At 62.9% G+C, this 14,128-nt stretch carries 11 protein-coding genes; 5 read left to right on the top strand and 6 right to left on the bottom strand.

All coding sequences use genetic code 11. From position 1 onward, the window contains the following. Positions 1 to 22 precede the first annotated feature (22 nt). The 3 genes from J4G38_RS19985 to J4G38_RS19975 all read left to right on the top strand — a co-directional run bounded on the left by J4G38_RS19985 (position 23) and on the right by J4G38_RS19975 (position 3,607). A complete protein-coding gene (locus J4G38_RS19985; protein ID WP_210520752.1) occupies positions 23 to 499 on the top strand; it encodes a hypothetical protein in 477 nt (158 codons plus the stop codon). Positions 500 to 515: 16 nt separating this feature from the next. Next, entirely contained in the window at positions 516 to 773 is a 258-nt protein-coding gene (locus J4G38_RS19980; RefSeq protein WP_210520754.1) for a helix-turn-helix domain-containing protein, read from the top strand. Between the two features lie 344 nt (positions 774 to 1,117). Further along, entirely contained in the window at positions 1,118 to 3,607 is a 2,490-nt protein-coding gene (locus tag J4G38_RS19975) for a TonB-dependent receptor domain-containing protein (RefSeq protein WP_210520756.1), read from the top strand. 138 nt (positions 3,608 to 3,745) lie between these two features. Here the strand turns inward: J4G38_RS19975 and J4G38_RS19970 are convergent, their stop codons facing one another. The 4 genes from J4G38_RS19970 to J4G38_RS19955 all read right to left on the bottom strand — a co-directional run bounded on the left by J4G38_RS19970 (position 3,746) and on the right by J4G38_RS19955 (position 7,768). Continuing rightward, a complete protein-coding gene (locus tag J4G38_RS19970; protein WP_210520758.1) occupies positions 3,746 to 6,157 on the bottom strand; it encodes a TonB-dependent receptor in 2,412 nt (803 codons plus the stop codon). Then, a complete protein-coding gene (locus J4G38_RS19965; protein ID WP_210520760.1) occupies positions 6,157 to 7,113 on the bottom strand; it encodes a DUF4249 domain-containing protein in 957 nt (318 codons plus the stop codon). The genes J4G38_RS19970 and J4G38_RS19965 overlap by 1 nt, the downstream gene beginning before the upstream one ends. 81 nt (positions 7,114 to 7,194) lie before the next feature. After that, complete coding sequence (locus J4G38_RS19960) at positions 7,195 to 7,476, bottom strand: LytR/AlgR family response regulator transcription factor (RefSeq protein ID WP_210520762.1); 282 nt, start codon at positions 7,474 to 7,476, stop codon at positions 7,195 to 7,197. A 145-nt stretch (positions 7,477 to 7,621) separates the two neighbouring features. After that, the gene (locus J4G38_RS19955; RefSeq protein ID WP_210520764.1) at positions 7,622 to 7,768 is read right to left on the bottom strand and encodes a hypothetical protein; all 147 of its coding nucleotides are present in this window, start codon (positions 7,766 to 7,768) and stop codon (positions 7,622 to 7,624) included. A gap of 262 nt (positions 7,769 to 8,030) precedes the next feature. On the opposite strand from J4G38_RS19955, the gene J4G38_RS19950 reads away from it, so the two are divergent. Both J4G38_RS19950 and J4G38_RS19945 read left to right on the top strand, forming a co-directional pair. Next, positions 8,031 to 8,933, top strand: a complete 903-nt coding sequence (locus J4G38_RS19950) for an ABC transporter ATP-binding protein (protein ID WP_210520766.1) — start codon at positions 8,031 to 8,033, stop codon at positions 8,931 to 8,933. Positions 8,934 to 9,001: 68 nt separating this feature from the next. After that, positions 9,002 to 12,661 (top strand): ABC transporter permease/M1 family aminopeptidase, encoded by a 3,660-nt coding sequence (locus tag J4G38_RS19945; RefSeq protein ID WP_210520768.1) that lies wholly within the window; start codon positions 9,002 to 9,004, stop codon positions 12,659 to 12,661. A 77-nt stretch (positions 12,662 to 12,738) separates the two neighbouring features. Here the strand turns inward: J4G38_RS19945 and J4G38_RS19940 are convergent, their stop codons facing one another. Both J4G38_RS19940 and J4G38_RS19935 read right to left on the bottom strand, forming a co-directional pair. Beyond that, complete coding sequence (locus J4G38_RS19940; protein WP_210520769.1) at positions 12,739 to 13,152, bottom strand: hypothetical protein; 414 nt, start codon at positions 13,150 to 13,152, stop codon at positions 12,739 to 12,741. 304 nt (positions 13,153 to 13,456) lie between these two features. Continuing rightward, positions 13,457 to 13,879 (bottom strand): peptidase associated/transthyretin-like domain-containing protein, encoded by a 423-nt coding sequence (locus J4G38_RS19935; protein ID WP_210520771.1) that lies wholly within the window; start codon positions 13,877 to 13,879, stop codon positions 13,457 to 13,459. Positions 13,880 to 14,128 lie beyond the last annotated feature (249 nt).

Raw genomic sequence — 14,128 nt, 5'->3', positions numbered from 1 at the left:
CCGTTTGCCTGGCTCGGTTTCCATGGTCTTCTATCCCCTTCTCTATGCTGTTTTTCTGTTGCCGCTGGCCGGGCTAGTGGCCGCCTTGGCGCTGCTGCTGGCGGCCGGAGCCAGGCGCGGGCGGGCCACGCCCGGCTTGTTGCTGCTGGGTTTGGGGCTGAGCTATGTGGCGCTGGATGCCTGGTTTGGTCCGTTTAACTACGCCGAAATCTGGTATGCGTTTGCCGTGCGGGGCGGGCTGGTATTGGGGCTGGCGGTGGTGGGGCTGCAGGCGAGCTACGCCGCTACAGTGGAGCGGCGCCAAGCAGTAGCGTCGGTTGCGGTGATGCCCCGACAACCCTACAATGCCGATGAGGCAGCTCCTGCATCGGGGGCGTTGGCTGTCACAGTCCCGCTGCCCAGCCAGCCACCTGAGGCTGCCCTTGTCGCCCGAGCTGGCCCGGTTCCAGGAGCGGCTGCTGGCCCACATGGCGGCCGCACAGCCTTGGCTGGAGCCTGAGTTGAGCTTAGCTGATTTGGCCCAACAGCTGGGCACCACGCCCGGCCCGCTGTCCAAGGTCATCAACACGGGTTGCGGGCAGAACTTCAACGACTTCGTGAACACCTGCCGCGTAGCCGAAGCCCGCCGCCGGCTGGCCGACCCACAATTTGCCCACTACTCGCTGGTAGGCGTGGCACTGGAGAGCGGATTCAATTCAAAATCAACCTTTAACCGGGTGTTTAAGAAGCTGGCGGGCCACCCGCCGGGCGCAGTAGCACGGCCCAAATCATAGGTTGGGACGTCCCAAAGCGTGAAGTGGAGCGCTGGGCGCTGGTGGCGAAGCAACCTTTGAGCCGTCGTCTCCCTGAACATTCATGCCCGGCCTGGGACCGCCAGTGTGCGCAGGCAGCCGCGCAATAAAATTCACGACGGGCCTGTAACGAATGGGGCCGTCGGCGGTATTCGGGAATAAATAAAGCGGGATGCCCTGTAATAATTCCGGCCATAAAACGATAAGTAGCTGCGTTTAGCCAGGCCCGCCATTCAAATACAACCCAGCCGTAACACCACGGGCTGCAACGCAGGGGTACTTTTTGGCTCCTTATCCCACAAAACCTTTCCTTTCCCTTTCTGCGCATGACTTTCCGCTACCATTTGCTGCCGGCGCTGCTGCTGGCCGCGTCCGCCCTGTACTGCCCGGCGCGGGCCCAGCAGCCCAGCCTGCCGGCCGCCCCGGCTGCCTCCTCCGGCACGGGCTCGCTCACCGGCACCGTGCTCGACTCCCTCAAGAAAGAGGCCGTGCCCTACGCCACGGTGGTGCTGCTGCCGCCCGCCCCCAACGACAAGCCCATCACGGGCGTGGCGGCCGATGACAACGGGAAGTTTTCGCTGACTAAACTGGCCCCCGGCCCGGCCCGTCTGCGGGTGAGCTACGTGGGCTACGGCACCCAGACGCGGGCCGTGACCATCACGGCCGGCGCTACCGATGCGGGCACGTTCCGGCTGCCCGTGGCCGGCACCGCGCTCGATGAGGCCGTCATCGTGGGGACGAAGCCGGTGGTGGAAATGCGCCCCGACCGCATGATATACAACGCCGACCAGGACGTGACCAACACCGGCGGCACGGCCGCCGACGTGCTGCGCAAGGCCCCGCTGCTGGCCGTGGATGGCGACGGCAAAGTGACCATGCGCGGCTCGGGCAACTTCAAGGTGCTGGTAAATAATAAGCCCTCGCCCACGCTGGCCAGCAACCTGGCCGAAGCGTTGAAAAGCATCCCCGCCGACCAGATTAAGAGCGTCGAAATCATCACCACGCCCCCGGCCAAGTACGACGGGGAGGGCACGGCCGGCATCATCAACATTGTGCTGAAAAAGGGCGTGGACCGGGGCCTGAACGGCCGGGTGGGCGCCTCGGGCGGCAACCGCAACACCAGCCTGAATACCGCGCTCAATTTCAAGAAGGGCAAGCTCGGGTTCACGTCCTCGGCCAACACGGGCACCTGGTACAACCCCAACGAGTTTGAGCGGGCGCGCTACGGCAAGCAGGACGGCTCGGCCCTGACCCAGAACAGCGCGGGCAAGAGCAACGGGCACTGGTACTACGGCACGCTGGGCATGGACTACGACCTGAGCGAGCACCAGAGCCTGTCGCTGGCCGGGTCGGTGCAAGGGTATCTGGGGGATAATACCAGCAATTTGTTCAGCACCTACACCGCCCCCACCAGCGCCAACCAGCTGTTCAGCCGGGGCACCGTCAATAACTTCAGCGGCGTGAACGGCGAGCTGACCGGCACCTATACCAAGACCTTCGCCCAGCCCAAGCGCGAGTGGAGCATCCTGGGCCAGTACGCCAACAACAGCAGCACTTTTGGCTACGACTACGACCAGTTTCAGAACTCCTACACCACCCTGGACCACGGGCAGGCCAGCTACCGCGAGCGCAGCCAGGGCCGTACGCCCGGCCACGAATACACGCTCCAGACCGATTTTACGCAGCCCTTCGGCGAGAAGCAAACCCTCGAAACCGGCCTCAAAGCCATCTGGCGGCACACCGGCTCGGTGGCCGACGTGGACACGCTGAACCCGCTCGTGAACAGCGATTTCGTGCGAGCCACCCGCCGCGCCACCGATTTCAGCTACGACCAAAGCGTGCAGGCCGCCTACGCCACCTACTCGTTTGCCCCCAGCAAGAAGCTGCACCTGAGCCTGGGCGGCCGCGTGGAGCGCACGTCCCTCACGGCCAGCTTCCGCACCAACGGCTCGGATATCCCGCCCCACAGCTACACCACGCCGCTGCCCAACGGCAACGTGCAGTACTCGTTCAGCGACAACAACAGCCTGCGCCTGGCCTACAGCCGCCGCATCACCCGGCCCTACATCGACTACCTCAACCCCTTCGTGAACCGCAGCGACCCGCAGAACATTTCCTACGGCAACCCCGACCTCGACCCCGAGCTGACGGATTCTTATGAGCTGAGCTTTAATACCAACGGCAAAGCCGGCTCGCTCAACATCGCGGCCTCGGCCCGGCGCACCGGCAACGCCATCGAGGGCGTGCGCCAGTCCACCAGCACGCCCGGCGTCACCATCCAGACCTATGCCAACGTGGCGGCCAATGCCTTCTACCAGCTCAATTTCTACGGCTCGGCCAAGCCGGCCAAGGGCTGGGACCTCAGCGGCGGGCCCGATGTGCAGTACATCGTGCGCCGCAGCCCCACGCTGGGCATCGAGCGGCGCGGTTTCACGGCCAGCATGAACTTCAATACGTCCTACAAATTGCCCAAGGGCTTCACCATTCAGGGCTTCCTGTTCGGCTCGCTGCCCTCGCCCGATTTGCAGGGCACCGGCCCGGCCAACCTCTACTACCAGCTGGGCGGCAAAAAAACCTTCCTCAAAGAAAAGGCCGACCTGACCCTCAACTTCGGCTCGCCCTTCAACGGCTCCTGGGCCTACCGCAACACCACCGTCACGCCCTCGTTCGACGAAACCAGCACCTACCGCGCCTTCCAGCGCAGCTTCCGCCTCAGCTTCGGCTACCGGTTTGGCCAGCAGCAGCAAACCAAGCAGCGCAAGTCCATCTCGAACGACGACGTGAAAGGCGGCGCCAGCAAGCAGGGCGGGCAGTAGGGCCTGTCGTTGTTTCCACTAGAACGTCATGCAGAGCGCAGCCGAAGCATCTCGCGGGCAGCAGTAATCCAATTGTGTTGGTTAGTGGTGGCACGCGAGATGCTTCGCTGCGCTCTGCATGACGGTTTGAGAACCCCCTCAAAAGCTGCGCTCGTAGCTGATGGCGGGCATTACCGTGAACAGGCTCAGCTGATAAAGCTGCTTCTGGCCCTTCGAATCGGTGCTGTAGTAGAGGTAGTACGGGTTGTGGCGGCCGTAGGCGTTGTAGGCGCCCAGGCGCCAAATCCGCTCGCCGTGCCGCACGGGTTTGGTGAATGTCGCGCCGATGTCCAGGCGATGGTAGGCCCGCATCCGGTAGCTGTTTTTGGTGCCGTAAATCTCGGCTTCGCGGTAGAAATACCGGTCGGGGGCCACGTTGGAGCGCAGGCCCTGCCCGTAGCTTTGCTCCACCACGTTGTAGTTGCCCTCGGCCAGCGTCAGAGCGTTGCCCGTGCCGTACACCCACGTTGCCGACAGCGTGATGCGGGGCCGCAGCGCGTAGATGAGCACCACCGATGCGTCGTGGCGGCGGTCGTATTTGTATGGGTACCAGTTGCTTTGGTTGAGCTGGTCGAACTGCCGCTCATTCTGCGCCAGCGTGTAGCCCACCCAGCCGGTGAAGCGGCCTGTTTTCTTCTGCACCAGGAATTCGAGGCCGCGCACCCGGCCCTGGCCGCCGGTCACCACCTTGTCCTGCCAGTCCTGCGAGCTGTTGTAAAACGTGGCGCCTTCGCGGAATTCAATCAGGTCGCGCAACGATTTCTGGAAGGCTTCCACGCTCACTTCCAGGCCCCAGGCGGGGATGGAGTGGGCCACGCCCAGGGCCAGCTGCTGCGCCCGCTGCGGGGCCACGCGCCGGGTGGCCGGCACCCACAAGTCGGTGGGCAGGCCCGCGCCGTTGTTGGAAAGCAGGTGCAGATACTGCTGCATGGACGCGTACGACGCCTTCACGGCCGTGTGCTCGCCCACCAGGTAAGTGACCAGCGCCCGCGGCTGCACGCTGCCGAATGACTGGCCGTCGACAAAGTACCGGACGGCCCGCAGGCCCAGATTTGCGGAAAGCCGGGCGTTGAATCGGATTTCGTCTTCGCCGTACACAGCCACTTCCTGAGCGGCCACGCGCTGGCTACCAAACGTGGTGTCGGCCGCCGCCGTGCTGGTGCGCGTGGTGAAAAAGTTGACGCCGGGCGTGAAAACGTGGTGAATGGCCGTGGCCCCAAACCGAAAGTGGTGCACCGGACTGGGGTAGTAGTCGAAATCGGCCTTTAGCTGCCCGTCCATCACGCCGGAGCTGAAACCGGCTTCGCTGTCTTCGCTGCGGGTGGCGGCCGGGGAACTGTCCTGGGCGTGGTAGGTCTGGCCGTTTTCGTAGCGGAAGCGGGTGCCGGCCAGCGTGAGACTGCCGAACAGCTGGGGCGTGAGCTGCCGGTTCCAGCGCAAGGAAGCCAGGGCGTTGCCGTAGCGCAGGTCGCTGGCGCTCTGGTAGCGCAAATTGCCCTGCGGGATAGCAATTGTCTGGGGTTTCTGGGTGATGAAAAGTCGGTCGCCGCCCAGGTATACGGCCGCAAAAAGCTGGTCCTTGGCCGTGAGCTGGTGACTGATTTTGATGCTGGCGTCGTAGAAAGAATATCCCACTACGCTGTTGCCCTTTGAGGAAAGCGAGCTGGCCGCCCGCGTGAACAAGTCCAGGTTGCCGCGCCGGGCCGAGACAAGGAACGTGGTTTTGCCGTTCTTCAAGGGCCCTTCCAGCGAAAAATGCGTGGCCAGCACGCCCACGCCCGCGTTGCCGCTCAGCTTCTGGTGGTTGCCTTCCTTGAGCCGCACGTCGAGCACAGACGACAGCCGCCCGCCGTAGCGCGCCGGAAAGCCGCCCTTTATCAGCCGCACGTCGCTGATGGCGTTGGCGTCGAACACGGACAGAAAGCCGCCGATGTGGCTGACGTAGTAGATGGGCACGTCGTCGAGCAGCGTCAGGTTCTGGTCGGGCGAGCCGCCGCGCACGTAGAGGGCGCCGCTCCCTTCGCGGCCGGCCTGCACGCCGGGCATCAGCTGGAAGGCGCGCAGCACGTCGGGCTCGCCGAGCAGGGCGGGCAGCTGGCGCAGCTGCGCGATGGGAATCTGCACGGTGCTCATTTCCACGCGGCGTTCCAGGGGCGCATCCTGGCTGCCGGTGACCTGCACTTCGCCCAGCTGGTTATCCGGCGTTAGGGCAAAGGCGTACGCCGCCGTGGCCCGGCCCGGCAGGGTGCGGCTGGCCCGCTGGTAGCCCAGGTAGCTGGCCAGCAGCCGGACGGAATCCTGCGCCGGCAGCGTCAGGGAATAAAACCCCGCCGCGTTGGTGGTGGTGCCGAGCTGGCCGCCGGCCACGTACACGGCGGCACCCAGCAGCTTTTCGCCGGTTTGGGCATCGCGCACGGTGCCGCTGAAGGTGACGCGCCCGCCCTGCGCCCGCCCGGTGGCGGCCCCGCCCAGCAGGAGGGAAGCCGTGAGGTAGATAGGGAGCCGGCGCATTAGCGGAGCGGGAGAATCAGGCTTTGCTTGGCGTAGCCGGCCACCACGCCGTAGCCCCCGCCCACGTTGGAATACATGGCCGTGGGGTCGCCCAGAAACAGCAATTGGGTCAGGTCGTAGCCGTAGCCTTCGTCCTTCACGCCCTGGTTGTAGAGGTGGCGGGTCCAGCTTTTGCGGTACTGGTAGTACGCCCGGCTCACCGAGCGCAGCACCAGATTGATGTCGGCGGTGATGGTGAGAACGGGGGGCTGGCCGTTGGTGCTGCTGCTGCTATACCCGCCCGTGAGGAAGGAAGCGCGTAGCTCGAACGAGCGGCCGTTGAAGAGCTTATCCGAAAAGACCAGGGACTTGGGATTTAACTCGCTTTCATCCTCGGCCACAATTGCCGCGTTGCCGCGGGCATCCAGCGTCAGGCCGTTGCTCTGCTGGGCGGCCCGGTAGCTCTGCTGGTAGACGCTAATTTCGTAAAAGTTTTCCGTTGCGGCCGGGTCATCGAACCGGACCACCACGGTGCCCAGCAGCTCGTGATTCCGGTCGGTGCCGGTGGGGAAGGAGTACCAGGCCTCCCGGATGGGCACCACGGCCGGCACCGTATCGGTGGCGCTCACGGTGGGGTAGTCGTTCGCCTGCACCGTCAGGGTGTAGGCCGTGCTGCTGGCGGGCTGGTTGGTGGATGCGTAGAGCCCGTTGCCCTGGCTGCGCAGCACTTCGGTACTGCCGCCCGCGGTGAGCAGCGAAACCTGGGCCGACGAAAGCAGCCGCGAAGAAGCATCCGTGGTGCTGGTCACGCGGCTCACCTGCACCCGAAAGACGCTGTCCGGGGTGAGAATGGAGTTAACCACCAGCCGCTTGGGCGGCGCGGGCAGGTCCGTGCTGATTTGGTCGACGCAGCTGCCCAGCGTCAGCAGTAGGGCGGGTAGAAGTGCCCGGTTAAAGCACTGGGGTGGTTTTTTCATCGGGTGGCGGTAGAATTGACGCCTGACAAACGGAGCGGGCTGCGGGAATCGTATGAAGGCCCACCGAAATACTGCTCAGCGCTACTTCAGGTGCCGCAGCACGTCCTGCCGGTAGGTGCTGCTGAGGCGCTCCACGCTGGCCAGCTTCACGAGGCAGGATTTGTGGATGCGCAGGACCTGCCCGGCCGGCAGCTGGCTTTCCATCTGCTTCATGGTTTCGGCCGTGAGCAGCGCGCGGCCCGAGGCCAGGTGGCACTTCACGAAATTGCCGTAGCCCTCCACAAACAGTAGTTCGGCGAAGCGCACCCGCTCGGTGCCGGCATCGGTTTTCAGGAAAATCGAATCCGTGGCCGCTTCAGCCACAGGCGGTGGTGGGAGCGGCCACGCGCCGGGCACGGCCGCCCCGGCCAGCACCGTGGCCAGCGTGCCGATCAGTACCTGAGGTAGCGGCGGCGTTCCAGCAGGCGGAGCAGCTCGTAATGAGCGTAGATAGCCAGCGCGAGCACGCTCAGCAGGGCCGCGGAATAGCGCAGGCCGAACTGCGCACCTGGCCCGTGCCTGACTGCTGCACCAGAAAAACGAAGAAGCTCAGTACCAGTGCCCAGCCGATGCCGTGGCGCACCACGCGCCGCCCCCGGAAACGCGAATTTTCCATGCCGCAAAGCTAGGTGCTGGCCCCAGGCCCCCCGAAAGAACATGACAAACGGCGTTGGTCCGCGCCGCGCAGGCGGTGGCCATTTTTCCGCGTCGCTGGTCATATAAAAGCACATGGCCCACCCTCCCTTCCCACCTTTGAGCCAGGAACGGACCGCCAGGCAACCCCGGCCGCCGCGGTTGCATCCGTAGCTTGGTGGGTGTAATGGTGGCCGCCCGCCGCCGATTTACGCTTCAAACGCCTTCACCTTTTTCTGTTCAGTATGGCCCTCACCATTACCAACCTTTCCAAAACGTACCCCAACGGGACGCAGGCCCTCAAAAACGTCAGCCTCGACATCCCGAACGGCATGTTCGGCCTGCTGGGCCCCAACGGCGCGGGCAAGTCCAGCCTGATGCGGACCATTGCCACCCTGCAGGACGCCGACACCGGCACCATCCTGCTCGACGACATCGATGTGCTGCACGATAAGGAGGCCGTGCGCCGCGTGCTGGGCTACCTGCCGCAGGAGTTTGGGGTGTACCCCAGCGTGAGCGCCGAGGAATTGCTCGACCATTTCGCCACCCTCAAAGGCATCGCCAACGGCAAAGAGCGCAAGGAAATGGTGGCCGCCCTGCTGCACCAGACCAACCTCTACGACGTGCGCAGGAAGCACGTCGGCGGCTATTCCGGCGGCATGAAGCAGCGCTTCGGCATTGCCCAGGCCTTGCTCGGCAACCCGCGCCTCATCATCGTGGACGAGCCCACCGCCGGCCTCGACCCCGCCGAGCGCAACCGCTTCCACAACCTGCTCTCGGAGATTGGCGAAAGCCTGGTGGTAATTCTCAGCACCCACATTGTCAGCGATGTATCGGACCTGTGCCGCCACATGGCCATCATCAACAAGGGCGAAGTGCTGCTCACCGGCGACCCGCTCACGGTGATGAACAACCTGAAAGGCCGCATCTGGAAGAAGCTGATTGAGAAAGCCGAATTGCCGGCCCTGCAAGCCAGTCAGCAGGTCATCAGCTCGCGCCTGTTCGCGGGCAAAACCGTGGTGCACGTCCTGGGCGACTCGGCCCCCGACAGCGGCTTTGAAATCGTTAATCCGGATTTGGAGGACGTGTATTTCTCGGAAATCCAGCAGTATGAGAATCGGAGCAAAACCGGGGCGGTAATGGCCTAGCATGCGATGCAACCAGCCCTGAACAGTCCTGCAGGACCGCCACATTCTCAATTCCTACTTGAAACTTCATGTTCTTACCCATACTTCTTTTCGAGCTTAAATACCGCCTCAAGCGGCCGGCCACCTGGATATACTTCCTGTTGCTGCTCCTGATGGGCTTTTTGCTGGTGACGGCCGCCGGGGGCGGCTTCGGCACGGGCATCAACATTTCCATCGGCGGCGACGGGCAGACGGTGAAAATCAATTCCCCGTTCTCGCTCAACATCATCACCACCATCCTGAGCGTGTTCGGCGTCATCATCGCCTCCTCGCTGATGGGCAACCCCGTGTACCGGGACTTCGAGTACCGCACGCACCCGCTGTTCTACACCACGCCCATCAGCAAATGGGGCTACCTGGGCGGGCGCTTCCTGGGCTCGTACCTGATTGCGGTGCTGGTTTTCAGCGGCATTGGGGTGGGGGCGGCACTGGCGGGCGTCATGCCCTGGGTAGCGGCCGACCGGTTTCTGGCCAGCGCCCCGGCGGGCTCCTACGTGTGGCCCTACGTGGTGCTGGTGCTGCCCAATCTGTTCTTTTCGGGGGCCATCTTCTTCGTGATGGCCACGCTCACGCGCAACATCCTGAGCACCTACATCGGGGCCGTGCTGCTGCTGGTGGCCTATCTGATAGCCTCGGCCTATTTGCAGGACCTCAAGAACGAGCACCTGGTGGCGGCCCTCGACGCCTTTGGCATCGCCGCCATCGAGTTCACCACCCGCTACTGGACGGCGGCCGAGAAAAACCGCCTGCTGCTGCCCCTGTCCAGCTACGTGCTGCTCAACCGGGCCGTGTGGCTGGGGCTGGGCGTGGGGCTGCTGGCCTTCTGCTACGCCCGGTTCCGCTTCTCGGCCTTCGCTTCGGAAAAAGTATCGAAGAAAACGCGCCGGGCCAGCGCCGAAGCCGCTCTGGCGGAGGTGGAGCCGGGGCCGGCCCAGCCCGGTGGCCTGCGCCTGCCCCGCGTCACGCAGGTGTTTTCGGGTGGCATGAGCCGCCGCCAGTGGTGGAGCCTCACCCGGCTGGAGTTTCGGGGCATCGTGCGCAGCCGCTACTTCGCGGCCATTGCCGGCTCGGGCGTCATCTTCCTGCTGGCCAATTCCTCGCAGGTGGGCAAGGTGTTCGATACGCCCACTTATCCCGTCACTAGCGAGATTCTGGACTGGACCACCGGCTCCTTCTTCCTGTTTTTCCTGGCCATCATCATCTTCTACAGCGGCGAGCTGGTGTGGCGCGAGCGCCAGGCCGGCGTGGCCCAGATTACCGATGCCGTGCCCGTGCCCAGCTGGGTGCCCTTCCTGAGCAAGCTCACCGCCCTGTGGCTGGTGCAGGTGGTGCTATTGGTGGTGGTGATGGCCTGCGGGCTCCTCATCCAGACCTTCAAAGGGTACTTCCGCTACGAAATCGGCCTGTACCTGGAAACGCTGTTCCTGTACCAGCTGCCGTACCTGCTGCTGTGGTGCGTGCTGGCCATGCTCACCCAGGTGGTGGTGAACAACAAGTACATGGGTTTTGCCGTGGTGGTGGTGTATTACGTCGCCAACCTTTTCCGCAGCCAGGCCGGCCTCACGCATCGGCTGTTCGGTTTCGGCGGCAGCCCCTCACCGGGGCCGTATTCGGCGATGAATGGCTACGGCCATTTCCTGCCGGCCTTCTGGTGGACCAAGCTGCTCTGGGCCGGCGTGGCTGTCATCATGATTCTGATTGCCAACCTGCTCTGGGTGCGCGGCACCGATACCACCGGCCGCCTGCGCGAAGCGCGTCGCCGCTGGAGCAGCAGCAGCACCGCCACCCTCGCCCTGGGCCTGCTGGTGAGCCTGGGCACCGGCTACTTCATCTTCTACAACACCAACATCCTCAACAAGTACAGCACGCCCAGGCAGGATGAAAAGCAGCAGGTGACGTATGAGAAAAAATACCGCCACCTCAAGGATGTGGCCCAGCCGCGCATCACGGCCGTGGACCTGAACACGGAAATCTTCCCCAGCACGCGGGCCGTGCGGCTCCGAGGCCAGCTCACGCTGGTGAACAAGCACGCGCGGGCCCTGGATACGGTCATCGTGAACCTGCCCGTGGAGGACCATCCCCGCGTGCGGGCCCTGGCGCTGGGCACGCCCGGCCAGGCCAGTTTGCTGATGAACGACAGCACCCTGGGCCTGCGCCTCTACCGGCTGGCCCGGCCGCTCGCGCCCGGCGATTCGCTGCACCTCACGCTCGATATGTTTTACCAGGAGCGCGGCTTTCCCAACTCCGGTTCCAACACCAGCATCGTCTACAATGGCACCTTCTTCAACAGCAGCTACCTGCCCGGCCTGGGCTACCGCGAAGAAGCCGAGCTGAGCGACGACCAGGACCGCAAAAACTACGGCCTGAAACCCCGGCCCCGTATGGCCAATGTGAACGACCTGAAGGCCCGCCAGAACACCTACATCAGCGCCGATGCCGACTGGATTCGCTTCCGCACCACCGTCAGCACCGAGGCCGACCAGACGGCCGTCGCCCCCGGCTATCTCAAAAAGGAGTGGGTGGAAGGCGGCCGCCGCTACTTCACCTACGTGATGGACCGGCCCATGCTTAACTTCTACACATTCCTTTCGGCCCGGTATAAGCAGTATAAGGCCCAATGGGTTGACCCCGCCGGCCACCGCACCATTCCCATCACCATCTACTACCAGCCGGGCCACGAGTACAACCTCAAGCGCATGGCCGAGGGCGCCAAAGATGCCCTGGCGTACTGTTCGCGCAACTTCTCGCCCTACCAGCACCAGCAGCTGCGCATTCTGGAGTTTCCGCAGTACCAGCGCTTTGCCCAAAGCTTCGCCAACACGGTACCGTTTTCCGAAAGCATCGGTTTCATCGCCAATGTGGACGACAAGAACCCCGAGGACCTGAACTACCCCTACTACGTGACGGCCCACGAGGTGGCGCATCAGTGGTGGGCGCATCAGGTTATCGGCGGCAACGTGCAGGGCAGCACCCTGCTATCGGAAGCCATGGCCGAGTATTCGGCCCTGATGGTGCTCAGCCACCACAACGGCCCTACGGCCATGCAGCGCTTCCTCAAGTTCGACATGAGCCGCTACCTCACCGGTCGCGCCTTCGAGAAAAAGAAGGAAGTGCCGTTGGCGCTGGTTGAAAACCAGCAGTATATCCACTACCGCAAGGGCTCCGTGGTGATGTACGCCTTGCAGGACTACATGGGCGAGGCCCGGCTGAACGCGGCGCTCAGGCAATACGTGGCCGCCGTGGCCTTCCAGCAGCCGCCCTACACCAACTCGCCGGAGTTCATCGGCTACCTGCGCCGGGCCGCGCCGGATTCGCTCCAATCTTACCTGACGGATGCCTTCGAGCGCATCACCCTGTATGACAACCGCGTGACCGCCGCCACCAGCAAGAAGCTGCCCGACGGCCGCTACCAGGTCGATTTCACGGTGAAGTCGGCCAAGTTCTACGCCGATAGCCTGGGCAACCAGCGCCCCGCCGACCAAACCCGCGACGCCCTGCCCGTGGCCATCTTCCCCGAAATGGGCCAGGACAAAAAGCCGGTGCCGCCGCTGCTGCTCCAGAAGCGCCACCTCCGCACCGGCGACAACCAGCTGCGCTTCGTGGTGAATAAAAAGCCCGCCTCCGTCGCCGTCGACCCTTATAATATGATAATCGACCGGCAATTGGACGACAATACCAAGGACCTGTAATTCTCAAGACCAGTGTGCATAAAAAAGGCCCGTATCACGGGCCTTTTTTATGCACACTGGTCTTGAGGGCCAGGAAATTACTTACGAAACTGCTTCAACTCACGCTTTACTTGCTTGTGAGCCTTTTTGAGCTGCTGCTTGCGCGACATCACGATAACCCGGGCGTTGGTGAGGCTTACCGTCGACTCGTCGGCAGCAGCGTAAGTCACCACCGCATCGAGGGCGCCGGCGTCGGCTGGTACCGTAAATTCGAATTCGGCGTTGGCGTTGGTCACGGCCATTTGCTTGGTGGCCGTCAGAATAACTACGGTACTAGGCAGCCCGCCGGCGGAATTATTGATTTTGCCCACAGGCACCACTTTTTCCGTCGAAGCGGCCGGGGTGGTGCCGCCGATGCCTGGAGCATAAGCCGCGCTACTGGCAAATTCCTGCGCCTGGACACTGGTGAAGCCAAGGGTACGGGTGAGAAAAGAAGCAACCGTCAGGAGCAAGGCAAAGCGCGTGGCGAGAGCGCATCAATGATAAGTAGCGGTGGTGTTGCTGAACGATACAAATGTAGACTTGCACCTAAGCCAGCAACCGCCTACTTTGCCCAACTGTGGCAATCAGCCGGTGGACAGCACCACCTGCCAAATCAGTGAACGACGCAATGAATAATCTGTACCTGCGCGGGAACAAAAAGCCCTGGTCCTTTAGGGCCAGGGTTTTTTCAGCTGGAAAGTAAATAATGCAGAAAAAAGATGCGTGCGGAAATGTGTGAAAAAGGTGCTCTGATAATAAAAATGCTGGTGTTAGTTACTTACCAGCCAGTTGATTCGTGCCCTCGCCTTTGGCGCGGAGCAGGTAAACCGACCCCAATGCTTGAACAGGCTCCAGGCTCACCACTTCTTCCTGCAGGCCGCCGTAGCCACAGGTTAGCTCCACTACTTTGGCGTTGGCCGGTACACGCAGCTCAAACTCACCTTCGGAATTGGTAACCACGATGGTACGGGTGCCGTGCAGCCACACGGTGGCACCGGGCAAGGTGCCCTCCTTGCCCTGAACCACGCCATGCACCACTTTGTACGTCACTCCGTTTTTGGCCCCTTCCTCGGGGTCACGCCCGGCAGCTTCTCCGTTCGGAAGCGCTACGTGGGTGTAAGCATACTGTGCCCGGCCGGGAAAGGCGCTCAACAGCAAGCCGAATGCAACAATTGCGGAGGTCAGGCGGGAAGCCATGTCTATTGTACTAATAGTATTTTAAATTGAATGATACAAACATAAGGTTGCGCTCAGTCACTTTGCAACTATTTATCAAAATAAATTCACCTTTATTCTAGGACGTGTGAACAATTAAGGTAGCTTTGAAGATGCAAAAAGACCGCACATTCCTGACCGACCCGCACTGGCAACGCCTTTCGCCACTCTTGCCGGGCCAAGCGAATGCCTGCGGCGTGACGGCCAAGGACACGCGCTTGTTCGTGGAGG

The sequence above is a fragment of the Hymenobacter terricola genome (assembly GCF_017921975.2).
Taxonomy (GTDB): domain Bacteria; phylum Bacteroidota; class Bacteroidia; order Cytophagales; family Hymenobacteraceae; genus Hymenobacter; species Hymenobacter terricola.
Note: the sequence above shows the minus strand (reverse complement) of the source record. Positions and strands in the feature narration are given on the sequence as shown.